Annotated in this window: 21 protein-coding genes; 8 read left to right on the top strand and 13 right to left on the bottom strand. The window is 67.6% G+C overall.

Features of this window, described 5'->3' with window-relative positions; all coding sequences use genetic code 11:
• Positions 1-16: 16 nt before the first annotated feature.
• Positions 17-1,243: a DICT sensory domain-containing protein gene (locus tag NVV99_RS09615; protein WP_024102097.1), complete on the bottom strand. Its 1,227-nt coding sequence runs from the start codon at positions 1,241-1,243 to the stop codon at positions 17-19.
• A 293-nt stretch (positions 1,244-1,536) separates the two neighbouring features.
• Between NVV99_RS09615 and NVV99_RS09610 the strand changes: the two genes are divergently transcribed.
• Together NVV99_RS09610 and NVV99_RS09605 are read left to right on the top strand one after the other, a co-directional pair.
• Positions 1,537-1,959: an STAS domain-containing protein gene (locus tag NVV99_RS09610; protein WP_024102098.1), complete on the top strand. Its 423-nt coding sequence runs from the start codon at positions 1,537-1,539 to the stop codon at positions 1,957-1,959.
• Between the two features lie 258 nt (positions 1,960-2,217).
• Complete coding sequence (locus NVV99_RS09605) at positions 2,218-4,794, top strand: AMP-binding protein (RefSeq protein ID WP_024102099.1); 2,577 nt, start codon at positions 2,218-2,220, stop codon at positions 4,792-4,794.
• Positions 4,795-4,907: 113 nt separating this feature from the next.
• On the opposite strand, the gene NVV99_RS09600 is transcribed toward NVV99_RS09605, so the two are convergent.
• The 7 genes from NVV99_RS09600 to NVV99_RS09570 form a co-directional block, all read right to left on the bottom strand.
• A complete protein-coding gene (locus NVV99_RS09600) occupies positions 4,908-5,948 on the bottom strand; it encodes an acyl-CoA dehydrogenase family protein (protein ID WP_024102100.1) in 1,041 nt (346 codons plus the stop codon).
• Complete coding sequence (locus NVV99_RS09595; RefSeq protein ID WP_024102101.1) at positions 5,945-7,090, bottom strand: acyl-CoA dehydrogenase family protein; 1,146 nt, start codon at positions 7,088-7,090, stop codon at positions 5,945-5,947. The genes NVV99_RS09600 and NVV99_RS09595 overlap by 4 nt, the downstream gene beginning before the upstream one ends.
• Positions 7,087-7,695 (bottom strand): TetR/AcrR family transcriptional regulator, encoded by a 609-nt coding sequence (locus tag NVV99_RS09590; RefSeq protein ID WP_228044701.1) that lies wholly within the window; start codon positions 7,693-7,695, stop codon positions 7,087-7,089. Before NVV99_RS09590 ends, NVV99_RS09595 begins: the two co-directional genes overlap by 4 nt.
• On the bottom strand, positions 7,692-8,723 hold the full coding sequence (locus tag NVV99_RS09585; protein ID WP_024102103.1) for an AMP-binding protein: 1,032 nt from the start codon (positions 8,721-8,723) through the stop codon (positions 7,692-7,694). The genes NVV99_RS09590 and NVV99_RS09585 overlap by 4 nt, the downstream gene beginning before the upstream one ends.
• A gap of 2 nt (positions 8,724-8,725) precedes the next feature.
• The gene (locus NVV99_RS09580) at positions 8,726-9,883 is read right to left on the bottom strand and encodes an acyl-CoA dehydrogenase family protein (protein WP_006553733.1); all 1,158 of its coding nucleotides are present in this window, start codon (positions 9,881-9,883) and stop codon (positions 8,726-8,728) included.
• A 40-nt stretch (positions 9,884-9,923) separates the two neighbouring features.
• Complete coding sequence (locus NVV99_RS09575; RefSeq protein WP_024102104.1) at positions 9,924-10,733, bottom strand: crotonase/enoyl-CoA hydratase family protein; 810 nt, start codon at positions 10,731-10,733, stop codon at positions 9,924-9,926.
• Positions 10,734-10,846: 113 nt separating this feature from the next.
• Positions 10,847-12,283 carry an AarF/ABC1/UbiB kinase family protein gene (locus NVV99_RS09570; RefSeq protein WP_051424940.1) on the bottom strand — a complete coding sequence of 479 codons (1,437 nt, stop codon included), beginning with the start codon at positions 12,281-12,283 and terminating at the stop codon, positions 10,847-10,849.
• 186 nt (positions 12,284-12,469) lie between these two features.
• Here NVV99_RS09570 and NVV99_RS09565 point away from each other — a divergent pair, with 186 nt between their 5' ends.
• Positions 12,470-13,489: a sigma-70 family RNA polymerase sigma factor gene (locus NVV99_RS09565; RefSeq protein WP_024102106.1), complete on the top strand. Its 1,020-nt coding sequence runs from the start codon at positions 12,470-12,472 to the stop codon at positions 13,487-13,489.
• A 9-nt stretch (positions 13,490-13,498) separates the two neighbouring features.
• Here the strand turns inward: NVV99_RS09565 and NVV99_RS09560 are convergent, their stop codons facing one another.
• On the bottom strand, positions 13,499-13,957 hold the full coding sequence (locus NVV99_RS09560) for a VOC family protein (protein WP_024102107.1): 459 nt from the start codon (positions 13,955-13,957) through the stop codon (positions 13,499-13,501).
• Positions 13,958-14,073: 116 nt separating this feature from the next.
• Positions 14,074-14,607, bottom strand: coding sequence for a hypothetical protein (locus tag NVV99_RS09555; protein ID WP_024102108.1), 534 nt, complete (start codon positions 14,605-14,607; stop codon positions 14,074-14,076).
• 115 nt (positions 14,608-14,722) lie between these two features.
• Between NVV99_RS09555 and NVV99_RS09550 the strand changes: the two genes are divergently transcribed.
• The 4 genes from NVV99_RS09550 (at position 14,723) to NVV99_RS09535 (ending at position 18,343) form a co-directional block, all read left to right on the top strand.
• The gene (locus NVV99_RS09550; RefSeq protein WP_051424859.1) at positions 14,723-15,928 is read left to right on the top strand and encodes a sensor histidine kinase; all 1,206 of its coding nucleotides are present in this window, start codon (positions 14,723-14,725) and stop codon (positions 15,926-15,928) included.
• Positions 15,925-16,581, top strand: a complete 657-nt coding sequence (locus NVV99_RS09545) for a response regulator transcription factor (protein WP_024102110.1) — start codon at positions 15,925-15,927, stop codon at positions 16,579-16,581. The genes NVV99_RS09550 and NVV99_RS09545 overlap by 4 nt, the downstream gene beginning before the upstream one ends.
• Before the next feature lie 53 nt (positions 16,582-16,634).
• The gene (locus NVV99_RS09540; protein WP_006553741.1) at positions 16,635-17,246 is read left to right on the top strand and encodes a DUF1707 domain-containing protein; all 612 of its coding nucleotides are present in this window, start codon (positions 16,635-16,637) and stop codon (positions 17,244-17,246) included.
• 173 nt (positions 17,247-17,419) lie between these two features.
• The gene (locus tag NVV99_RS09535; RefSeq protein WP_024102111.1) at positions 17,420-18,343 is read left to right on the top strand and encodes a PaaI family thioesterase; all 924 of its coding nucleotides are present in this window, start codon (positions 17,420-17,422) and stop codon (positions 18,341-18,343) included.
• A gap of 242 nt (positions 18,344-18,585) precedes the next feature.
• Here NVV99_RS09535 and NVV99_RS09530 read toward each other — a convergent pair whose 3' ends face one another.
• Positions 18,586-19,791: a serine hydrolase domain-containing protein gene (locus NVV99_RS09530; RefSeq protein WP_138844642.1), complete on the bottom strand. Its 1,206-nt coding sequence runs from the start codon at positions 19,789-19,791 to the stop codon at positions 18,586-18,588.
• Between the two features lie 113 nt (positions 19,792-19,904).
• Between NVV99_RS09530 and NVV99_RS09525 the strand changes: the two genes are divergently transcribed.
• The gene (locus NVV99_RS09525; protein WP_006553744.1) at positions 19,905-21,875 is read left to right on the top strand and encodes a M13 family metallopeptidase; all 1,971 of its coding nucleotides are present in this window, start codon (positions 19,905-19,907) and stop codon (positions 21,873-21,875) included.
• A 98-nt stretch (positions 21,876-21,973) separates the two neighbouring features.
• Here NVV99_RS09525 and NVV99_RS09520 read toward each other — a convergent pair whose 3' ends face one another.
• Together NVV99_RS09520 and NVV99_RS09515 are read right to left on the bottom strand one after the other, a co-directional pair.
• Entirely contained in the window at positions 21,974-22,696 is a 723-nt protein-coding gene (locus NVV99_RS09520) for a M23 family metallopeptidase (RefSeq protein WP_006553745.1), read from the bottom strand.
• Positions 22,697-23,056: 360 nt separating this feature from the next.
• Positions 23,057-24,391, bottom strand: a complete 1,335-nt coding sequence (locus NVV99_RS09515) for a cytochrome P450 (protein ID WP_033096344.1) — start codon at positions 24,389-24,391, stop codon at positions 23,057-23,059.
• Positions 24,392-24,872 lie beyond the last annotated feature (481 nt).

The raw sequence follows: 24,872 nt of genomic DNA, 5'->3' as shown, positions 1-24,872 counted from the left end.
GCCGCTCTCCCTCGGGTCACCCCTCGAAACGCGCCAGGATGCTGTGGGCACACCGGATCACGGTGCCGCGGTCGTAGGACAGCACGTAGCGGAACTCTCGGTCGAGATCCGCTGCGTCGGTGTGCATGTCGAGCGCGGCGAGTACGCACGCGAAGTGCGGACCGAGGACGACGACGTTCCATTCGTCGACGATCGGATCGTTCGGGTCCAACGGCGCGTGGTGTACCGCGGAGTCCACGTAGGGATCGATTCCGACGCCGTAGACCCCGGTGTAGGCGACCTGCTCGGCGAGCTGCGCCCATCGAACCCGGGAGGTCGGGGTGAAGTGCTCGGCGCGCTGGAAGGTGCCGAGCACGATCGTCTCCGGTCCGGCTCCCACCGCGTTGGTCTCGAGCAGCTTGCTCATCGACACCAGAAGTCGCTTGAAACTACTTGTGCGTCTGCGTCCTTCGGACGCCAGAGCGAAGGGAGTGAGTTCGGGGCCGCCGGGAACGGCCCGTCGCGGACGCAGCGATATCGGTTCGACATCCGAATCCGCTTGCGCGGCATCCCCGGTCGATCCGACTGTCGGATACAGCGCGCCCATTCCGTATTCGGCGGCCAATCCCAGAGCGCGGCGGCGATGCAGTTCCGAATCGACGCCCTGCGCGATGACGACCGCGCTGCTGGATTCGATGTACGCGGCGACGGCGTGGGCAATCCTCGCCGTCGAGGCGTCGGCCGCACGCGCGATCAGGGCCGGCGACGTGATGATCACATCCGGTTCGACGAGCGGCAGCAGCGCGAGGGCCTGAGCACGCGCTCCCACACCGTCCACCGCGACGAGCATGCCGGCGGTGCGCGCCGCCGCAATGGTGCGCAGCGTCCTGGCAGGGGCGGCGATCAGCGCCTGCTCGGTGATGAGAGCGACCGTGGTCGGGCCCGCTCGATCCCCGAGCGCGCCGAGTTCGTCGAGCGAATCGAGATCGACGGTCACCAGATGCGGAACCGCCGACTCGGCTTGCCGTCCGGCCCTGCGCCACTTGATCCGGTCCAGTTCCGACTTCTGATGCATCGCCCGGGCGGCCTCGCTCAGAGCGGTCGCATCGTGCAACGATGATCCTTCCGGACCACGCAGTTGCAGTTCGACGGCGGACAGCGCACCGCTGCCGAGCCGATGGATGGGGGCGAGCTCCGTCTCCACGACGAGGCCGCCGAACGCGGCCTCCGCGTCGGCGGCAGCGTCGGCAGGAACAGCGCTCATGGATCCAGCATCCCATCTCCGGCCACCGATCGTCCGCTCGGGCCGACGGAGCCAGGAACATAGGATATTTTCGCAGCTCCGAACGCCTACGTTACAGAACCGTGATGTTTCGTTATCGTTCCGTTATGGAACGGGTGGTGGCGAAGCGACATCCGTCGGACAGGCTCTGTGCAAGCCCGAGGCGAGTTCTCACCGGACCCCGACGTTCTCACCACGACCCCAGCAGGCCGACCGTCTGCTCGTGATCCAGCCCGCACCGGACGGCACGAAATCCACGCCGACAGGAGACCGCAATGAGCACACCTACGAGCACCACCCGCAGGATCGTCACCCACACCGGCGCACTCTCACGAGTCGGTGCAGAGACGGTCGCCCGAGCACCGCGCTACCGTCTCGACGTCCACTCGCCCTCCCGTCGCTGCAGCGTCCTGCGGGCGAAGGGAGATCTCGACATGACCGCCCGAGCGGAGTTCGCCTCCACTCTCGGCGACCTCGCACACTCGGGCGACCACGTCGTCGTCGATCTGTCCGAGGTGACCTTCATGTACTCCGAGGTCGCCTCGATGCTCGCCGATGCCGTTCACATCCGGCCCGGCCGTTTCCACGTCGTCGCACCCACACGCCAGGTGCGCATGCTGCTCGACATCCTCGCTCCCGGCCTCGACGTCACAGCCGATGCCGCACCCTGCGACGCGGGCACAGCACCCGCTGCCTGATCACAGCAAGGGGCGCGTGACGGCGTCCGGCCGGCGTGCAACCGACTGCTGTAGCAGTGCGCGCCCGCCACGTGCGCGCGTCGCAACACCTCGGACACGACTGCAGCATCGGATCCACCCACGACCGCGGCGACATGTGTGTGGGGGGCGAACCCATAAGGTGGTGGTAAAGGCCAATTCAAGCCCTCGGTTGTCAGGTTTGGCAGCCCTTACACTCTATCGGTGCTCAGCCCGTTCTTCCGCAAGGAACATCCTCGCGTGCGTTTCGTCCTCCATCTGGAAGACTTCGGTGACGCCCCAGCCTTGATCACCCAGCAGGAAACCGTCACCTACAGCGACCTGGCCGACCGAGTCCATCGGGCAACTGCCCGGCTGGGCAACACCCGCCGACTGGTGTTGATCGCAGGTGCCAACGAGATCGATGTTCTTGTCGTCTACCTTGCAGCGCTACTCGCCGGACATCCGGTTCTGCTGGCGCCGGGCGACCACCCCGCAGCCTTCGAAGGCCTGATCGCCGCATACCGACCCGACGTGGTGGTGCGCAGTATCGACGGGACCGTGACGATCGAGGAACGGGGTGACGGTTCTGCGCATGTACTGCACCCCGACCTGGCGCTGCTGCTGAGCACCTCCGGCTCGACGGGCTCCCCGAAACTCGTCCGCCTGTCCCATCGCAACGTGCAGTCCAATGCAGAGTCGATCGCGGAGTACCTCGACATCCGTAGTACCGACCGGGCAGTGACGACGCTGCCGATGCATTACTGCTACGGGCTCTCTGTCATCCACAGCCACCTACTGCGCGGAGCCGCAGTGATCCTCACGAGCCGCTCGGTGACCGACCCGGCGTTCTGGGAGCTGTTCCGAGACCACCGCGGCACCAGCTTCGCCGGCGTGCCCTACACGTTCGATCTGCTCGATCGGTTCGGATTCGACGAACTGGACCTAGCCGACCTGCGCTACATCACCCAGGCCGGCGGTCGACTCTCACCGGATCGGGTCCGCGCCTATACGCAGTCGGGCCGTGAGCGGGGCTGGGATTTCTTCGTCATGTACGGGCAGACGGAGGCGACCGCACGGATGGCGTACCTGCCTCCGGAACTCGCCTCCGACTATCCGCAGTCGATCGGACGAGCTGTTCCCGGTGGATCCTTCCGGCTCGAGCCGATACCGGACGCTCCGGACGGCACCGGTGAACTGATCTACACGGGGCCGAACGTAATGCTCGGCTACGCGCACACGCCCGAGGATCTGGGTCTCGGGGACGTCCTCGAGGGTGAACTGCGGACCGGCGACCTCGCGCGGCAGATCGACGGCGGCGTGTACGAGGTGGTGGGCCGACGCAGCCGTTTCGTCAAGATCTTCGGGCTACGGATCGACCTGCAGCAGGTCGAGTCGACCCTCGCCGAACAGGGACTGACGGCATGCTGTGTCGGCGGGACGGACGACATGATCGTGGCGGTCGAGGGCGCGAGCGATCTCGAGGCGGTCCGGTCCGCGAGCGCACGGGCCTGTGGTCTTCCCGTCGCGGCCGTGCGGGTGTGTCTCGTCGACGAGCTTCCGCGGACCGGCACGGGCAAACCCGACCTTCGGGCAGTGGCCGAGCTCGTGCACCACGCGACGCCCGATTCACCCGAGGCAGAGAGCACCGTCGTGGACACGGCCGCCCTGCGGACCCTGTATGCCGAGGTGCTGCACAGTGGGCAGGTCACCGACGACAGCTCGTTCGTGAGCCTGGGCGGCGACTCGCTGTCCTATGTGCAGATGTCTCTGCGGCTCGAGCGCATGCTCGGCTATCTACCCCAGAACTGGCACACCACCGCGATCAAGGATTTCGTGCCTACGCCCCGGCGACGATGGTGGCGGGCGGTCGAGACCAACGTGCTGCTCCGCGCTGTTGCGATCGTGCTGATCGTCGGTTCGCACATCCGGTTGTTCGGGGTTCTCGGCGGCGCGCATGTGCTGCTGGGGGTCACCGGATACAACTTCGCACGCTTTCATCTCGCCACTCCCCGTACCGAACGGGTGCGACATGTCCTGGGCAGCGTCGCCCGAATTGCCGTACCCAGCATGGTGTGGCTCGGCGTCGTGATCGCACTGACCGGGGACTATCTCGTGACCAGTGCGTTGTTGCTCAACGGCATTCTCGGCCCCGACGGGTGGACGCCCGAATGGCGGTACTGGTTCATCGAAGCGATCGTGTACATCCTGCTCGTAGTCATCGCGGTGTTGTCCATCCCGCTCATCGACCGTGTTGAGCGCAGGCACTCGTTCTGGTTCGCGATGGCCTTGGTGGGTGTGGGTCTGCTCCCCCGCTACCGCGTGATCGAGCTCGGGGACGGCAACAATCTGATTCTGAGCGCGTCGATGGTCTTCTGGTTGTTCGCCCTGGGCTGGGCTGCCGCTACGTCGACGACCGTGTGGCACCGAATGATCGTCACGGCGGTGATCGCAGCCACGGTGCCCGGATACTTCTCGGGTGATCTCCAGCGAGAACTTCTCGTCATCGGTGGGCTGGGCCTGCTGGTGTGGCTCGAGTCCGTTCCCTGCCCACCTGTGCTGAGCCGGATCGCAGGGGTGCTGGCGAGCGCGTCGCTCTACATCTACCTGACGCACTTCCAGGTGTATCTGCCGCTGCGAGAGGACCATCCCTGGTTGGCGTTCGCCCTGTCGATTCTGGTCGGCATTCTCTTCTGGCAAGCCGTGACGGTCACCCTTGCTCTGCGTCGACGGGTCGGTGCTGCGCGGGCGAAATCCGATCCGAATCCGGCCGGTACCAGCAGTGGTTCGCCCCCGTCCCACGCTGCGGAGATGCCGGGGAGATCCCCGGTGGCGTGAACTGTCACTGCTACTGGTTCGAAGATCCCGGGACGCGTGGTGTGCAGTCCTCGCCCCTGTGAACGACATCGATAAGACCGCGTTGAAGCATGCACCGACATGTCTCGTGCTCGTCAGCGTGCCGGGCCACCCGTGATCAACGCCCACACGTCCCCGGCTTCACCGGCCGCGGCGAGCAGTTCGGAATCCCACGACGCGACCGTGCCGAATTCGCTGCGCCACGACAGGATCCGGTTGGCGTGCCGATGCAGCTCGTGTTCCATCGTGAAGCCGATCGCGCCGAGTGCCTGATGCGCGTTTCGGGCGACGACCGACGCCGCATGTCCGGCACACGACGCGGCCGCCGCGATCGCGAAGCGGGTCGACGCGTCATCGAAACCACCGGCGAGAACGGCGTCGACCGCACCATCCGCGGCGGCGTGCACGAGCGAGGCCTCGGTGGCGATGTCGGCGACGAGCGCCTGCACCGCCTGGAACTTGGCCAGCGGACGACCGAACTGCACGCGGGCAGTGGTGTGATCGACGACGAGCTCGAGAACCCGATCCATCGCACCCGCGGTGGCCAGCGCACGGACGAGCGCGCCCCGGTGGCGGAACTCGTCGGCGGTGCCCGCCGGAACGTCGCGCCCGGACAGTGCCGACAGGTCGACGCACATGTGATCGCGGGGCTCCGCCGCCAGGTTCACGGCCTCGACGATCTCGACATCGCCGCGAGCGACCTCGGCGACCTGCCATCCCTGCGGTGACTCCCACAACACGACGATCGAGTCCGCGAACCGGGCCCACGGCACGTGGCGTGCGCGGCCGTCGGCGTCGAGCACCGCGGCGGTACGCACCGCCGGCGCCGCATCGAGGCCCGCCTGCTCGAGGAGCCAGCCCGCGAGCAGATCGTTCTCGGCCACCGGCACGGCAGCAGCAGCGCTGCCGGCGGCCTCGAGCAGCAGGGCGGCCTCGAGCCATCCCGCGCCGCTTCCGCCGCTCTCCTCCGAACCCGTGAGCCGATCGAGGCCGAGCTCGGTGAGGGTGCTCCACAGGGCACGATCGAGTTCCACGACCTCACCGATGCGGTGGTCGTCACCCGAGGTGAACACCTCGGACAACATCTGTGCGAAATCGCGCAGTTCCGTCGACTGCAGTGCGTCCTGCCCGCTCATCTCATCCCCAATCCTCGTGCGATGACCCCGCGGAGGATCTCGCTCGTGCCGCCGCGCAGTGTGAAGCCCGGTCGTTGCATGACTCCTGCCCGGACGAGCTCGGCCAGATGTGCGTCGGCCGCGGTGTATCCCGCGACCTCGTCGGCGAGATCCGCCAGGTCACCTTCGGTCTTCGTGCCGAGCACCTTCACGACCGACGCCGCGAGTTCGGCGTTCTCGCCACGTTCGAGGGACTCGGAGACCGCGGTGGACATGCGGTGCAGGCCCGCCATGCGTCCGATGGTCGCTCCGATGCGGGTGTCCGCTTCGACGCTGCCGTCGGCCACACCGTGTACGAGGGATTCGAGCACCCCGAAGGTCGACAGGAAACGTTCGGGACCGCTGCGCTCGTAACCGAGCTCGCTCGTCACCTGTTCCCAGCCGGCGCCGATCTGTCCGAGCACCAGGTCGTCCGGGACGAAGACGTCGTCGAGCAGCACCTCGTTGAAGTGGTGGTCGCCGGACATCGACAGGATCGGGCGGATGGTCACGCCCGGGGAGTCGAGCAGCACGATGAACTGGCTCAGCCCGTCGTGGCGGTGCGCGGGATCGAGCGGGGCGGACCGCGCGAGGCCGAAGAAGGCGTCGGCGTGGTGGGCCCCGGACGTCCACAACTTGGTGCCGGAGATCCGCCACCCACCGTCCACCTGCGTGGCCTTCGTCTTGACGCTCGCGAGGTCGGATCCGGAGTCGGGCTCGGACATTCCGATGGCCCAGCAGATCTCACCGGCCGCGATGCCCGGCAGGAACCGCTGCTTCTGCTCTTCGGTGCCGTACTTCAGTAGCGACGGTGCGGCCTGGCGGTCGGCGACCCACTGGGCGGCGACCGGAGCGCCCACTGCGAGCAACTCCTCGGTGACGACGAAGCGCTCCATGAAGGTTCGTCCGTGTCCGCCGTACTCGACGGGGATCGTCATGCCGACCCAGCCGCGAGCGGCGAGCGCACGCGTGAAATCGGGGTTCCATCGCGTCAGCCAGGTGTCGATGCCCGGGGTGAACACGCCCGCGTCGATCTGTTCCTTCAGGAACGCCCGTACCTCGGCACGGAGTTCCGTCAGTGCCGGATCGGGGGTACCCGCCCTCGGCACGAGTCGTGCACTCATCGTCGATCTCCTTCTCCACCGGTGATGGTGGGACACAGCAGCGCCAGCGACAGGTCCGCGTAGCGTTCCGCGATCTCGTCCGGGTCGTCCGGGCCCGCGGGGTCATACCAGTTGGCGATAGCCGAGACCATCGCCAAAATCGATCGGCGGCAGTCGTCGGGATACTTCGTGGTGAAGACGCCTTGTGCGACACCGCGATCGATGATGTCGCGGATCCGCCTTCGGCCGGCGCGCCGGCGTTCCTCGTACAGTCGCGCACCCTCGGGTTCGAGATTGCGCACCTCCGTCGCGATCATGCGACCCTGTTCGGGGAACTGCGTGCGGAAGATGACGTTCCCCTTGACGAACGCGCGGATCTGCTCGACCGGATCGTCGCCGACGCGGGCGAGTTCGGCGTTACAGACCGCGTCGTAGGTGTCGACGCCGTCGAGCAGGATCGCCAGCAGCAGATCCTGTTTGTTCTTGTAGTGGTAGTACAGGGCGGACAGGCTCACGCCTGCCTCCTGCGCGATGGTCCGGATCGACGACGAGCCGTATCCGTTGCGCACGAACTCCTTCCGGCCCGCCTCGATGAAGACGCGCTGCTTCGGCGACAGCACTCTCACGACAACGCTCCGGTATCGGCGTACTGCGCGATCAGCTCGCCGAGCCTGCCCTCGACCATCTTGCCCGTCGGCGTGCGCGGCAGTTCGTCGACGAACCGCACGTGCCGGGGGAACTTGAAACGCGAGAGGCGCTCCCGGCAGAACCCGATGATGTCGTCCTCGGCCTCGTCGGATCCCTCTGCCCCGGGGACGAGCTGCACGAACGCTTCGACACGTTCACCGCGGTCCGCATCCGGCACGCCGACCACCGCGACATCCGCGATCAACCGGTGCAGCGCGAGGACGTTCTCGATCTCCTGCAGATAGATGTTCACCCCACCCGAGATGATCGTGAACTTGTCGCGCCCGGTGAGGAACAGATAATCGTCCTCGTCGAGAGATCCGATGTCGCCGGTCGTGTACCAGTTGCCCTCGAAGGGGTGCCTGGTCGACGCCGTCTTCTCCGGATCCGTGTAGTACTCGAACGAGAAGTCGTCCCGCTCGAAGTAGACGGTGCCGATCTCGCCGGTGGGTAGCCGATTGCCGTTCTCGTCGCAGATGCGCGCCAGGCCGAGTGTGCCCGGGCCACCGAGCGCCTGCGTCGACACGCCGTACCGCAAGAGCGCGGCGTGGTAGATCGGTGCCGGCGACAGGTAGACGGTGTTCTCGTCGAAGGCGACACGGTGCGTCACCTTCGGGGTGAGCGGCACGATCGCCTCGGCGAGATCGGCGAGCGGCGCCGAGACGACGAGCACCTTCGCGTCGCAGTCGTCGACGAGGTAGGCCGCCTCGACGGGAGCGAGATGCGTGTTGACGAAGGTGACGTAGACGCCCGAACGAACTGCCCCCCAGTATAGTTCGAACGCAGTGGCGTCGTTGACGGTGACGACCGCGATGTGGTCGCCCTTCCCGACGTCGTGTGCGCGCAGCCAGTGCGCGAACCGGACGGACGCGCCCTCGAGCTCCCGATAGGTGAGTGTCCGGCCGGTCGCGGCCTCGTGCACGGCGGGCCGATCCGGGGCGACGGCGGCGTAACGGCCCGGGTACATGCCTACAGCCCCAGATCCTTGGAGATGATCGTCTTCATGACCTCGCTGGTGCCACCGTAGATCCGGGTCACGCGGGTGTCGGCGTACAGCCGGGCGATCGGATACTCGGTGATGTAGCCGTAGCCGCCGTGCAGTTGCAGGCACTTGTCGATGACGCGACCGGAGACCTCGGTGCAGAACAGCTTCGCGCGGGCCGCATCGGCGACCGTCAGTTCCTTGCGGTCGAGCAGTTCGAGGCAGTGGTCGACGTAGACACGCGCGGCCTGGGTCTCGGCCGAGCACTCGGCGAGCACGAATTTGGTGTTCTGGAACGAGGCGACGGGCTTGCCGAAGACCTTGCGTTCCTTGGTGTATGCGATCGCGTGGGCGATGGCGGCCTCGGCGAAGCCGACCTGGTTCAGAGCGATGCTCAGACGCTCCTGCGGCAGGTTGTGGGTGAGGTAGCCGAAGCCCGCGCCTTCCTCACCGAGGAGGTTCTCGACCGGCACCTTCACGTCGGTGTACGAGAGCTCGGCGGTGTCCTGCTGGTGCAGGCCGATCTTGTCGAGCTTGCGGCCTACCGCGAAGCCCTCGGTGTCGGTGGGCACCGCGATGATCGACAGGCCGCCGCGGCGGTTCTCAGGATCGAACGGACTCGTACGGCAGACCGTGAGGATGAGGTCGGCGGTGACGCCGCCGGTGATGAAGGTCTTCGCGCCGTTGATGATGTAGTGCTTGCCGTCCTCGGACAGCTTCGCCGAGGTCGCGATGTTGGCGAGGTCGGAGCCGGTGCCGGGCTCGGTCATCGCGATCGCGGTCATGATCGAGCCGTCGGCGAAGCCGGGCAGCCAGCGCTGCTTCTGCTCCTCGGTCGCGTACTCGAGCAGGTAGGGCAGGATCAGGCAGGCGTGCACGGTGTAGGAGCCGAACGAGACTCCGGCGCGCGCAACCTCTTCGAAGACGATCGTGTTGAACTTGAAGCCGGACTCGCCCCCTCCGCCGAACTCCTCGGGGACCTGGATCCCCAGGATGCCGAGTTCGCCCAGCCGGCGGAAGAATTCGCGGGGCGGGCGACCCATCTCGTCCCATTCCTCGCGATGCGGCGCGACCTCACGTTCGATGAAGTCGCGCACCATCTTCCGGAACTGCTCGTGTTCTTCGGTGAAGATCGTCCGCTGCATGGCTTGTCTTCCGGGGTGTGGGGGCAAGGAGAGGGGAAGGTCAGTTGCCGGTGAAGTCGCCGGTGCGTCGTTCTAGGAACGCCGAGAGGGCTTCGCGGTGGTCCTCGGTGTGGTGCGAGAGCGCCTGGAAGGAGGCCGACAGTTCGAGGAGCGTGTCGAGATCGACGCGCTGACCTTCGCGCAGCAACTTCTTCGTCATGCGCAGTGCGTTCGGGGGGTTGACGGCGACGCGGGCGGCGAGCGCGTTCGCGGCGTCGAGGAGCTGCTCGGGTTCGACGACCTGCGAGACCATGCCCCAGTCGAGGGCCGTCGCGGCGTCGACGCGGTCGCCGGTGAAGGCCATCTCGGCGGCGCGCGCCGCACCGACCGCGCGCGGAAGCAGCCAGGCGCCGCCGTCGCCGGGGATGATGCCGAGCTTGACGAAGCTCTCCGCGAAGAACGCCTTCGTCGAGGCGATCCGCATGTCGCACATCATCGCGAGGTCGCAGCCGGCGCCCACGGCGGGTCCGTTGACGGCCGCGATGATCGGGACCTCGCAGTGGTAGATGGCGCGGGGCAGGCGCTGGATGCCGTAACGGTAGCCCTCGCGCAGGGCGTGGGGGCTGCCGCCGAACATGCCGCGACGTTCGTCCATGTCCTTGACGTTGCCGCCGGCGGAGAAGGCCGATCCGGCGCCGGTGAGAATGACGACGCGGGTGTCGATGTCGCGGTTTGCCTCCTCGGCGAGCTCGACGAGGCGATCGATGACGTCGTCACCCGAGATCGGGTTGCGCGCCTCCGGAAGGTTGATCGTCCAGGTCACGACGTTTCCGTCGCGCGTGCTCAGTACGACGTCCTGCGAAGTTGCCATTGCGGTCGCGGTCCTTCCGGTAGCCAGTGTGTGGCTCGCACCATAATTTGGTCGAACGATCGTTCAAATTACGGGGCCGGTCGGATCCTGTAAAGACCGAACGGGCTCGTGGCTCAGTCGGGCAGGCTCACGTTCGATTCGGCGATTCTTATGGCTACCTCGTCCGGGAAGATGTTCCGGAAGACGAAGGGATCGCGGCCGAGCACCCAGCCCGGCGCCAGCGCGGTCGCGTAGCGCTCGAAATATCCGAGCTGCTTCCCGAACAACACGAGTTCCTCGGGCGTCGACGTGTTCCACTTGCGGCCGAGCGAGACGAGCGCACCGATCAGTTCGCTGAGCCGCAACTCCCCCACGTCCTGACCGAGCAGCGGACCGAAGATCTCGGCAACCTGCCGGCCGACCGCCGCGTCGTCGACGTCGAGATCGGCGGCGACACCGAGCGCCCGCACACTCTGCGCGACCGCCGTGAAGTCCCCGTCGAGCAGGGCCGCGCGGAACAACGCCCGCAGCAGCGCGCGCCACTTCTCGGGCAGTTCGCCGACGATGCCGAAGTCGAGCAGCGCGACACGTCCGTCGTCGAGCAGCCAGAGATTGCCCGCGTGCACGTCGCCGTGGAACGGGCCGTGACAGAGCACCGCCTCCATCCACACCTTCACTCCGCGGCGCACGAGCAGGGAGGTGTCGAGATCGTCCTGGCCCGGCACCACCCGGTCGACGGGCTTGCCCTGCAGACGCTCCATGCAGATCACCCGCGGACCGCACCACTGCCAGTACACCTCGGGCACCGTGACGTAGGCGTTGTCGCCGAACGCGGAGATGTTGCGGCGGAAACGATCCTGACGATCCGCTTCGACCGCCGCGTTGAGCTCGGTCATCGTCGCGTTGTAGAGATCGCGGATGATCCCCGGAGTGTTCGCGATACGGAAGAACTCGAAGAGCTGCAGCAGCTTCGCGCCCATGTAGGCGGCGCGCAGATCGACGAGCATGCGGTGCGCGATCCCCGGTCGCTGCACCTTCACCACGGCCCGTCGGCCGTCGCGCAGCACGCACCCGTGCACCTGGGCCACAGACGCCGCGGCGAGCGGCACATCGTCGAACGACTCGAACATCTCGTCGATGCGGTGTCCGAGATCCTCCTCGATCACCGCGCGGGCCTGCTCGGAAGGGAAGGTCGGCACGTCGTCAAGCATGCGCAGGCACGCGTCGGCGAGGGCCGCGGGGAACAGTCCGGGTGACGACGCGATGAGCTGGCCCAGCTTCACGAAGGTCGGCCCGAGATGTTCGAAGGCGTCGACGGTGCCGTGCGCGGCCGCTTCGACGACGCTGTGCTGCCGGGGCCGGACGGTCCACCGCAACACCGCCCACACCACGAAGGCGATCAGGACGGCGGCGACGACCACGGCCCGTCCGAGCTCGGCCGGCCTGAACCGGTCGAGCGGAGGCCGCTCGACGTCCAGTGCCCCGGGTGGAAGGACGTCGGCGAAGGGGCCGACGGGCCCGTTGCGCTCGGGCCTGCTGTGACCCCGCGCTCCGGATACGCCTTCGCGCAGCGTGTACTCGTGCACGACCTGTCCCCACTCCGTCCACCACGCGCTCACCTCGGCGCGACTTCGTGCACGGTACCTGTATCCGGCCCCCCGATCGAGACCCGGCGATCATCTGTCTTCTGTCGGTGCCCCCGACTACTCTCTGACGGGTAGCGGATTCGGGTCCGACCAGCCGGGGGTATCGCGCTCATGACCGAACAACTGCTCGAAGAATCTGCCGGTTCGACATCGACGTCGACCGATTTCATGGAACTCGCCGAGCCGTTCCGTCGCGAATTGCTCGCCCACTGTTATCGCATGAGCGGGTCGCTGCACGATGCGGAAGACCTGGTCCAGGAGACCTACCTGCGCGCCTGGCGCGGTTACGAGAACTTCGGCGGCCGCTCCTCACTGCGCACGTGGCTGCACCGGATCGCCACCAACGTGTGCCTGACGGCGCTCGAAGGCCGCAGTCGCCGGCCGTTGCCCACCGGGCTCGGCGCGCCCAGCTCCGATCCCACCGACGATCTGGTCACCCGCCCCGAGGTGCCGTGGCTCGAGCCGTTCCCCGTGGGGTACGCCACCGACGATCCGTCGGATCCCGCCACCATCGCTGCCTCCCGCGATTCCGTCCGCCTCGCCTTCGTCGCGGCCCTGCAGCATCTCTCCGCTCGTCAGCGCGCGGTCCTGCTGCTCCGCGAGGTCCTGCAGTGGCGCGCCACCGAGGTCGCAGCCGCGCTCGACACGTCGACGGCGGCGGTCAACAGCCTTCTGCAACGGGCACGTGCGCAGCTGAAAGACGCCCAGGTCCGCGACGACGACCTCGCCGAACCCGACAGCGCCGAGACCAAGGCGTTGCTGCAGCGCTGGGTCGACGGTTTCGAGAAGTACGACATCGATTCGCTCGTCGAGATGCTCACCCAGGACGCCGTCTGGGAGATGCCGCCCTTCGAGGGCTGGTACCAGGGCCCCGACGCGATCGTCACCCTCATCAAGCACAAGTGCCCCGCGAAGGGCCCTGGCGACCAGGTGCTGCTTCCCACCGTGGCCAACGGCCAGCCGGCATTCGGGTTGTACATGCGAGGGGAGGACGGCCGCCACCACCCTTTCCAACTGCAGGTGCTCGACATCGTCGACGGTAGGGTCGCGCACGCCACCGTCTTCTTCTCCGACGACACCACGGCGTTGTTCGCGCGATTCGGGCTGCCGGAGGACCCGGCAGCCCGCTGACGTCGAAGGTCACGCCTCGGCAGGCGCAGCTTCCGTAGCATCGGCCTGCTGAGCGGCGGCCATGTCCATCCACATGACCTCCCAGACGTGGTTGTCGAGGTCGCGGAACGCCCGCTGGTACGCGTAGTCCCCCATCTCCTCCTGCGCCTTCTGCGCGCCGGTCGTCACCCATTCGCTGCCACCGGCCGCGATCGCGCCGTCGACGAGCGCGTCGACACCTTCGCGACTGTCGGCCGACACGCACATCAGCGCCTCACGGGCCTTCGTGGTGTCGCAGATGTCGTCGTTGATGAAGTCGCGGAATCGCGGCTTCTCGAGCAACATCACGTAGGTCTGCTCGTTGATCTCCAGGCACGCGGTGTTCTCGTCGCAGAACATGTCGTTGAAGGTGAATCCGAGCGTGTCGAAGAATGCACGGGAGGCGGCGACGTTCTCTACGGCGAGGTTGACGAACAGCATGCGCGACATGGTTTCTCCTGCGTTCGGCCCGTCCTGCGCGGGCGCGGTGTGGGTGTCACGGATACAGACCGGCCGCCCCGCGAGAACTCATCGCGCACCCGAGATTTCTCGCCGCGGTGTGGTCGTTACTGCTTGCCGAGCACCCAGACCGGGCCCGTGATCAGCCAGATCACCGTGATCGTGGCGAGGGTGGGGAAGATTCCGTACAGCGCCGAGGCCTGTTCGCCGTTCGCGACGGTCGACCCGAGCCCGAGCACGGCTGCCGCACTGATCCCGGCCGCGAGCAGCCATCGCCCGAAGTCCACACATTCCTTGCGGAAGGCCTCCGGGCCCTCCTTCGGAGCGCGTTCCGGTTTCGGACCACCCGCGAGGTGATAGGCGAACCGCCGGTCGGCCCACCGGACGACGCTCGGCCCGAAGGCGACACTCGCACCGAGATAGATACCCGCGGCGCGGTGGACCCAGCCGACCTCCGCCCCGTTGTGCAGATCCACCGCGACGGCCGCGAGCAGAACGACGTCGATCAGCGGGATCAGGGCGAGCAGCACCGTGCCCGTCCTCCGGAGCCGGAGCAGATACCGGCACACGAGGCCGACCGCGAGCACGACCCAGAACGCGATCTCGCACCCGACGATGAAAGCGGCGATGTGGCTGAACATGACCTCAGAATCGCGCGCACATCCCCCCGCGCGCGTCGCCCGATGGGCGGCAGATGCCTCATCACTTCGGGTGACGCCGACCCTGATCCTCCCCGGTTGTGGTCGAATCGTTGCCGTGGACAACCGTGAATCCGAGATTCGAGTGGGATTCGTGAACCCGCGCTACAACTCCCTGCTCGTCGCCCTCGCGTACTTCGTGGGTGGCGCGCTGTTGTACGCGCTGGATCTCGGTGTGCTCGTCGAGGATCGGCCGCCGCAGCCGCTGTGGGTGTGGCTGGTTCTGCTCGCGTGCGTGTGTGCACCGATGACGATGCGTCGCACACGACCGCTTCTCGCACTCCTGCTGGGCACGGTTCCGGTACTGGTCGACCTCGTCGTCGGCCCTTCGCTGCCGGTCTGGATCGCATACGGCGACCTGCTGTACACCGCAACGCTCTTCGGCTCGGCGCGGACCAGCCGCTTCCTCGAACGCGCCCCGTTGGTCCCGATCGTCGTCGGCGCCGTCGCGCTCGGTGTGTACTTCGGAGAACTGCGCATCGCCGTATGGGCCGTGTCGATCGCCGCGCTCGTGATCGTCGTCCCGATCTGGTGGGCCCGATCCGTCCGCACACATCGGGACGCCGCCGAGATCGAACGGGCACGCGCCGAGGCTCTCTCGCGGGTCGCGGAACTGGACCGTCGCGCCGCCATCACCACCGAGCGACAGCGTCTGGCCCGCGACCTGCACGACGTCGTGGCGGGGCACCTGTCGTCGATCGCGATCCAGAGCGAGGCCGCGCTCCGCCTCCGCGATTCCGATCCCGACAGAGCGCTGACCGTGCTCGAGTCCGTGCGCTCCGGCAGCGTGGCCGCCCTGCAGGAGATGCAGTCGATGGTGCGTCTGCTGCGCAGCGACGACACCGACGACGAGATCACCACCGCGGGTCGCCTCGCCGACCTCGAACCGCTCACCGCATCCGCACGCGCCGCCGGCACCTCCGTCCGGATCGACGGTCGTCCACCCGCAGACCTCGACGCGGAGGTCGATCTCACGGCCTACCGCATCGTCCAGGAGACCCTGACGAACGCGGTCAAGCATGCACCCGGACGGCCGGTGGCCCTTCGTTTCGACGACACCGACGGCCGCCTCGGGATCGAGGTGGTGAACCCGATCGGCGACCCGGACACCCCGGACCCGTCACCGGCCCGCGGCGCCGGGCACGGCCTGCGCAACATCGCCGAACGCGCCGCCGCGGTGGGCGGGCACGCCCGCTCCGGTCGCGACGGGAACGAATGGAGGACATACGTGCAACTGCCGATCGCGAAGAGGAGCACGACGTGACGATCAGGGTGTTGCTCGCCGACGACCACAGTGCCATCCGCGCGGGCCTGCGGCTCCTGCTCCACACGAGCGAGGACATCGAGGTGGTGGGCGAAGCCGCCGACGGTGCCGTCGCGGTGTCGCAGACGCGCGCCCTCGCCCCGGATGTCGTCCTCATGGACATCCGCATGCCGCACGTCGACGGGATCGCCGCGACCCGCACCATCACCGAGGAGACGAGTGCCCGGGTGCTGGTGCTGACGAGTTTCGAGATCGACGAGTACGTCTTCGAGAGTCTTCGGGCCGGAGCGGCCGGATACCTCCTCAAGACCGCCTCCGCGGATGCCATGCTCGACGCGATCCGGGCGGTGCACTCCGGGGAGTCCGTGCTCTCACCGCAGATCACGCGAACCGTCATCGACGCGTTCGTCTCGAGATCGACTCGGAGGGAGGATGTTCCGGACGGTCCGGATATCGACGCCCTCACCGCACGCGAACAGGAGGTCTTCGCGTGCCTGGGCGAGGGATTGTCCAACCGCCAGATCGCCACCCGCCTCGGCATCGGTGAGAACACGGCGAAGACACACGTCGCCCGGGTGCTCCACAAACTCGGGCTGCAATCGCGGATCCAGGCGGCCATCCTCGCCCGGGACATGCCCGACCATCAGCTCTAGGATCGGGGATGCACCAGGATTCGACAACCGACTCCGAAAGCGCGGGAAAAACAATGACCGGCACTTCCGATCACGACGACCTGCTGCTCAGCGACGCCGAACGCATGCACGCGTTGAACGCACTCGGCGAACACTACGCCGCGGGCCGGCTCGACAGCGCCGAGTTCTACGAACGATCCGGAGAGATATCTTCGGCGCGAACGTTTTCGGCGTTGCTCCCCTCCTTCCGGGGGCTACCCGGCGGTGTTCCCCTCGAACAGGTCGACGGTCACATCCGGATGACCCACGACTCCTCCGCGCCGGCGGTCAGCCACGACAGCTCCTCTGCGACGGCACCCCAGTCCCCGGAGGACGAACTGGCCTCGCTCCGCGAACGGGGCAGCATGGTCGAGACGCTGGACTGGATCATCATCGGCGTCACGCTCGTGACCTTCCTCGTCCTGCAGATCGCTCTCGACTGGAGCTACGCGTGGATCGTGTGGCCGTCGCTGATCGTCACGCTCAGCGTTCCGCGGTTGATCCTGAAGTACAGCGACGACGACGAGAAGGTCTACGAAGAGCTCAAGAAGTCGGAGGCCGCCGAACGGAAGAAGCGGCTCGAGGAGGCGTCGAAGCGGATCCGGGAACTCGAGGGTCGTCGCGGTCCGGAGACGCCACGGAGCTGAAGCGACCGACAGTCACGGGGCTGAAGCGACCGACAGTCACGGGGCTGAAGCGACCGACAGTCACGGAGCTGAGCCGAGGGGTGACCGCAGAGCGGGGGCGACCGGTGATCGCGGACCGGGACGAACCACTCCCCGATTGCTCTTTATTGCGCTGTTCCTGGTAGAAGCAAGGAATGGCAATCGAGACCGCACAGTTCACCGTCGATCGTCCGGGTCGTTTCATGGGCGTCGGCATCGAGGTCGCCGACGACGCGTCGGTCTCGGTCACCCAGTCCGTCGGATCGCACCTGTTCGACCACCGCGGGCAGACCACGCTCGCCTCCATCGGCGTCTTCACCGACGTCGCCGCGGGCGCACCCGCCGGTATCGCGCGATTCGCGGAGACCGGTGAGCGACCGCAGAGCGTGCTGTCGCACGTGACGGCGACGCTCGCCCACCCCTTCCCCGCCTCGGGGGCCCTCGTCGGTCACGGCAGCAGCCTGTTCTTCGACGAGTCCACCGCCGTGTCGGGCACCGACGTGCGCGACGAGCAGGGTGCTCTCGTCGCGCACCTGGTCGGCCGCTCCATCGTCGTCGGGCGCACGCCGATGGAACTCGGCGCCGAGGCGTCGGAGGCCGTGCCGGAGCGGGACGAGCCGGAACCGTGGTCCGATGTGGCGATCCTGGCCGAACTGCCCGGCCTCGACATCGTCACGGGCATCTCCACCGGGACTCTTCCGCGCGGACCGCTCGCCGGGCTGCTCGGACTCGAGGTGACAGCCGCCGAGCGCGGCGTCGTGCAGGCCCGGCTGTCGCCGCGCGAGTGGATGGCCAACGTGATCGGTTCGGTGCAGGGCGGTGTGCTCGTGTCGATGGCGGAGGCCGTCACCGGCCTGGCCGCACAGACGCTGACAGGCATCGATCAGAACTATCGCGTGCTGGAGATCGGCCTCGACTACCTCCGCTCGCCCGCCGTCCCCGGGCCGGTCATCGAACTGCGATCCGAAGCGGTGCGGGCCGGACGGCGACTCGCGTCGTTCGAGACGACGCTGTGCGCCACCGACGGCACCGTCTACGTGCGCGCACACGCCAACGTCCAGCTGCTGCACCGCGCGTAACGGATTCGCAGGAATCTCCCAGCTTTCTCGCACCGTGCCTCGAGCGTCCGGACGCACGATGGTCGGAACGAGGACGCACGGAGGAGAGATCATGAACGAGGACGGTCGAGCCGTACACCGAGCACAGCGGCCGCGACACTCGCAACGACACCGACTCGATCCACGACCCGACGGGGACGACGGTCACCGCACGTGAGGGTGACCGGGTCCTCGCCGCGGTCAACGTGGGTGTCGACGTCTGATCACGCTGCTCTGCGCGCGGCCGTCACCGCCGCGGCGCCGAGCCTCGGGAACCGGCCGTCGGAGATCGTGGTGAAGGTGTTGCCCATGCGGTTGGTGACGAACGCGACCGACAGTCCGGTCTCCGGGTCGGCGAACGCTCCCGAGCCGCCGAAGCCGTAGTGGCCGACCGACCGCAGCGGCTGCTGCCTCAGGGCGACCCATCCGGGGTGGTAACCCAGCCGCCAGTTGGGCCGGATGCCGAGGACGTAGTCGCGTCGCCGGGTCTGCACTTCGAGCAACTGGCCGACGGTGTCCTCCTTCAACAGGCGGGCACCGTCGATCGCTCCGCCGTTCGCGATCGCCGCGTACATGCGGGCCAGGGCCCGAGCGGTGAACACACCGTTCCATCCCGGCATGACGGCGTCGTGCGCGGACGGACTGCGCATCAACTCGTCGAAGCCCTCCGCCATGCCCGCCTCGGCGAGACCCCGCACGCCCGGCGCGCGCGACAGCACCGCCGACGCCGTCGTCCACGGTGCCGGCAGGAAGTTGACCTTGGGGAACACCCGGGCGATGCGGTGCCGTTGGTCCTCGGGCACGTGGTACCAGAACTCGTCCGTGCCGAGCGGCTCGGCGATCTCGGTGCGCACGAGTTCCTGGAAGGACACCCCGGTCACGCGCGATGCGATCTCGGCGACGAGGTTGCCGTAGGTGACGGCGTGATAACCCGGCCCGTGGAAACGTCGTGGATCGGGTGGGGAGGCGGCGAGCGCGGCGGCCACCGCCTCGGAATCGAGCAGTCCTTCCCTGCCGGGCACGAGACCGCGGGACCTGTGCAGTCCGGCGCGATGCGACATGAGCTGTCGCAGGGTGATCGTCTCTTTGCCGGCCGCGGCGAACTCCGGCCAGTACTCGGCCACGGCTGCGTCGTAGTCGAGCAGGCCACGCTCGGCGAGGCGGTGCACCACCGTGCTGGCCACCCCCTTGCCGGTGGAGAACGACAGCACCACGGTGTCGCGGGTCCACCGCTTGTCGCGTGCGGCCCAGCCCGCCCAGATGTCGAGGACGGGTTCGCCGTGGAGATAGCAGGCGAGAGCGCCGCCGCCCTGGCTCGGCTTGTAGAACATCCGGAAGAACAGATCCGCGACAGGCATGAAGCGCGGATCGACCAGCATCTGTGTGGACGGGGTCGCCACGGGCGGCTCCGTCGTGGAACCTTCGGTCATGAGGGCGATGGTAGGAGTATGTAAACGCTCCCGAGGGTGTTCTCCCACTTCCACGGCGGTCCGGTCCGCAGGGTGACTGCACGACCTGCCCTTCCGGTGTAAGGATGGGGAGCATGACCCTCGCGCAGAACTCGGAGATTCGCTCCGGCATCGATCTCGGACACGTCGACGAACGGGTCCGCCCCCAGGACGACCTCTTCGAACACGTGAACGGCCGATGGCTCGCCGAACACGAGATCCCCGCCGACCGCGCGCTCGACGGAGCCTTCCGCACGCTCGCCGACAAGGCCGAGGTCGACGTGCGGACCATCATCGAAGAGGCCGCGGCGTCCGGCGCCGAGCCGGGCACCGACGCCCAGAAGATCGGCGACCTGTACACCTCGTTCATGGACACCGCGACGATCGAGGCAGCCGGTCTCGATCCGATCCGCGGGGAACTCCGGGCGGTCTCCGGCGCTGCCGACCGCGCCGCGCTCGCGGCAGTACTGGGCGGGTTGCAGCGCGCCGGCGTGACGGGTGCGCTCGCGCACTACGTCGACACCGATTCGAAGAACTCCGAGCGGTACCTGATGCACGTTTCGCAGGGCGGGCTCGGGCTGCCCGACGAGTCGTACTACCGCGAGGACCGCTACGCCGAGATCCGTGACCAGTACACCGCCCACATCGGCCGGATGTTCGCCCTCGCCGACCTGCCCTACGACGCGGCGAAGGTGGTCGCGCTCGAGACGAGGCTGGCCGCCGGGCACTGGGACGTCGTCAAGCGTCGCGACGCCGACCTGAGTTACAACCTGCTCACCCTCGACTCGCTGCGCACCGATCTTCCGCAGTTCGACTGGACGGGATGGATCACCGCGACCGGCGCGACCACCGAACAGTGGGCCGAGATCGTCGTTCGTCAGCCGAGCTTCCTCGAGACGTTCGCGACGTTGTGGGCCGACGAGGACCTCGACGACTGGAAGGCCTGGGCGGTGTGGCGGGTGCTGCGCGCGCGGGCTCCGTACCTGTCCGAGGCGTTCGTCGACGAGAACTTCGCGTTCTACGGCCGCACGCTCACCGGTACGCAGGAGATCCGCGACCGCTGGAAGCGCGGTGTGTCGCTCGTGCAGGACCTGCTCGGCGAGGCCGTCGGCAAGCTCTACGTCGAACGGCACTTCCCCGCCGAGGCGAAGACGCGCATGCAGGTGCTCGTCGACAATCTCACCGAGGCGTACCGGCAGTCCATCACCGACCTCGAATGGATGAGCCCGGCCACGCGCGAGGCCGCGCTGCGCAAGCTCGAGAAGTTCACCCCCAAGGTCGGCTATCCCGACACCTGGCGCGACTACTCCGCTGTGACGATCACCCCGGACGACGTGGTGGGCAACTACCGCAGCGGGTACGCCGCGGAATACGACCGCGATCTCGGCAAGCTCGGTGGTCCGGTCGATCGCGGCGAGTGGTTCATGACCCCGCAGACGGTCAACGCCTACTACAACCCGGGGATGAACGAGATCGTCTTCCCCGCCGCGATTCTCCAGCCCCCGTTCTTCGACCTGCATGCCGACGACGCCGCGAACTACGGCGGTATCGGCGCGGTCATCGGGCACGAGATCGGCCACGGATTCGACGATCAGGGCGCGAAGTACGACGGCGACGGCAATCTGGAGAACTGGTGGACCGATTCGGACCGCGAGGAGTTCGGTAAGCGCACCGCGGCCCTCATCGCGCAGTACGACGAGTTCGAGCCGAAGGCCCTTCCCGGACAGCGTGTCAACGGCAGCTTCACGATCGGCGAGAACATCGGTGATCTCGGTGGCCTGTCGATCGCGTTGAAGGCCTACGAGATCGCGCTCGACGGCAAGCCCGCGCCGGTCATCGACGGCCTGACCGGCCTGCAGCGCGTGTTCTTCGGATGGGCGCAGGTGTGGCGTACGAAGGTTCGCGACGAAGAGGCGTCACGACGCCTCGCCGTCGACCCGCACTCGCCGCCGGAGTTCCGCTGCAACGGCGTGATCCGCAACATCGACGCGTTCTACGAGGCGTTCGGCGTCACCGAGGGCGACAGGCTGTATCTCGATCCTTCGGAGCGCGTGCGCATCTGGTAACTCCACGCACGACTCTGCCCCGACGCGGACAGCGTCGGGGCAGTGGTCGTTTCGGGGCGTTCGTTTCGGGGGCCGTTCTCGGGCTGTCGCCTACCGGATCAGCCGAGGTGCGAGCTCGGCACCGGAACGCCGCGCGCGTGGAACCACGGGATGGGGTCGACCTTGGCGCCGCCCGGCTGCCACACCTCGTAGTGCAGGTGCGGGCCGGTGGACTGGCCGCGGTTGCCCATTGTGGCGATCTGCTCACCGGCGCGGACGTGCTGGCCGACCGAGACGAGGGACTGATCGATGTGGCCGTAGACACCGGTCGTGCCGTCGTCCTGCGCGATGCGCACCCACAGGCCGAAGCCCGAGGCCGGACCGGATTCGATCACGACGCCGTCGGTGACGGAGAGGATGGGCGTGCCGATCGAGTTGGCGACGTCGATACCGTTGTGGTTGGTCCCCCAGCGCGGACCGTAGCCCGAGGTCAGCGTTCCTGCAGCGGGGAAGGCGAGCGCGGGGCGACGCGCGGCCTCCTCACGAGCGGCCTGCTCGGCGGCCTCGCGGGCGATCCGCTCGGCCTCGGCACGCTGTGCTGCCTCCTGGGCAGCGATCGCCTCGACGACACGCTGTGCTTCCCTCTCGGCGGCGCGGTTCAGCTTCTCGGTGTAGTGGGATGCGTCGACACCGGCGACCTTCAGCACCTGCGGTGCGGTCGAGAGGTTCTCCCCGGCGCCCGTCCATGCGGTGGCGGACTCGACGCGGACCCGGTCGCCTGCGGCGTTCGCGACCGTCGTTCCGCCGACGGTGACGGCGCTCGCGAGGACCGCGACTGCCATCCACCTGCCGGCGCGGGTTGCGCGCCGTCGCAGATCGGTGGCTTCTCGGGTGTGGGTGGATTCAGGATTTCGGATCACAGCAGTTTCCTCTGGGACAGGCCCTCGGTAACGAAAGGGTCACGATTCCATCACAGAGTACTTCGACCTTTGACGACCTCAGCGTGTCGCCTTGACTCCAAACCGACCGGTATCGGACAAAAAGCGCCCGATTTGCCCTACTCGATTCACATCGCCACCATCGACCTCACGCGTTGGTCGCAAAACCGGGGTGAACCGTGAGTGACGTCACGCCATCGGATAACAGGGAAACGATCTCCGAGGGGGTATCGAGGCGGTATTGCGGCCCCAGCCGAGAGAGCCCTACCGCACCGCGAAACGCAGACCGAAATTGTCGAACGTCGCGGGCAGCGGACGCGCCGGATCCGGCTTCATATCCGACACCACGGTGAACTCGGCGGACCGGAGCAGAGTCGCAAGGAAGGTGCTCGCCGCGAACAGCACGATGCTGCGCCCGGGGCACACCGTCGGTCCGGCGCTGAACGGCACGAGCGCGGGATAGCGCTCGGCGCGGCCGTCGAGCCAGATCTCGGGTTCGAAGGTGTCGGCGAACGGCAGGTCGTCGGAGCGGTGGAAGGCCGAGGACAGGATCACGAAGCCCGTACCGGCGGGAATCGTGGAGGTACCACCCGCACCGTCGCTCCACGTGGTCTCTTCCACGGAGTCCCGGAGGATCACCGGAGTGGTCGGCCACAGCCGGGTCGTGTCCAGCACGCAGGCCCGCAGGTACTCGTAGACCTGCGGTGTCCCGGCTTCGGTTCCCGACAATTCCGACTCGACGCGCAGACGCTGCTCGGAATGGGTCGACAACACCGCCAGGGTTCGGGCGCTGACCATGCCTGCGGCGTCGAACGCGAACAACCAGTGCGGCATCTGCCCGATCGGGTCGACGGACGCCGGCGCTGCGAGGTCCCGGACCACCCCGGCCAGACTCTGGGACGGAGCCGCCGTGACATGACGGTGCAGGTTCTGGGTGAACCGATCGCGCAGGCGGTGCCGGAGCGGATGCGCGAACGACCAGTTCCCGTTCGAGCGCAGCGTCCACAACTGGTCGGTGATGCTCTCGTCGTCGCGGGCGGCGTCGCCGAACGCGAGTCGCCGAACGAGGCGCCACCAGGTCTTCACGAAATCAGGAGCGTCGAGTTCACCGCGCGACCTCGCATGCTCGAGCAGATCCTGCGCCTCCTGCTCGATCACGGGAACCCATTCGGCCGCGAGACGGTGCAGGGCGTGTTCCGGTTCGAGGACGGACTCGTTGAACGCGCGTCGCTGGGCGCGGATGTTCCCTCGGGAGATGAGCACACCGTTGGGCTGGAACGGGCTGAGTGCGGCCACCTTCTCTTTGTTGGCCGCAGTGAACGATGCCGTGTCGGTGCGCAGGATCCGGTCCACATCCTCGGGCGTCAGGACGATCGCGAGGGTGCGGCCGGGGATCGGCACGACCACCGGTCCGTCACCGTGCCGCTTCCGTAGATCGGCGACCAGGCGGACCACGCCGGCATCGGATTGGTTCTTCTCGAGCAGCTTCATCGCCCAACGCCGACGAGCGATCGGTCCCACCGCCACGAATGGCACGGCCACCTGCCCGAGGAGCCGAGCGGCGTCGGTGGGCGAAACGGTCGCGGTCGTTGCAGGCACAGGTGCTCCCGGCGTCGGAGGGGCAGGACTTGTGAAGGCTTCCCGTCGGGAGCACATCCAAACGTCCGTCCGGACCCGCAGAGGGAGATCACCGCAACCCCGGAACGAGCAGGCTTGCACGGTCCGCGGACAGAAGCACGCCTTCGGACGGCATGCAACTGTCTTCAGGGCGCGCAAACGTTCGGCGCTGCAGTGACAACTACCCGTCCCGATTTCCCTTGTGCCCTATTTTCCGCGCGCCTGCTTGCCGCGAGAGCGCCTTGTCGGCCGCCTCCCAGTGCGCATCGAACAGATCGCCACGACCGTCGGAAACCCCTGCGACGGTGTGGAAGTGAGCATCGCCGACGACAGCGAGGTGCTAATCCGCGGATACAACGTGATGCAGGGCTATCTCGACGATCCGGAGGCCACCGCCGCAACCGTCGACTCCGCAGCGGGCCGGCGTGAGCGGGCACGGTTATGCCTCGTCGGTACGCCCGCT

The organism is Rhodococcus sp. PAE-6 (assembly GCF_025290685.1).
Taxonomy (GTDB): Bacteria; Actinomycetota; Actinomycetes; order Mycobacteriales; family Mycobacteriaceae; genus Rhodococcus; species Rhodococcus pyridinivorans.
The sequence above is the reverse complement of the archived record's forward strand: the minus strand, read 5'-3'. Positions and strand labels throughout refer to the sequence as shown.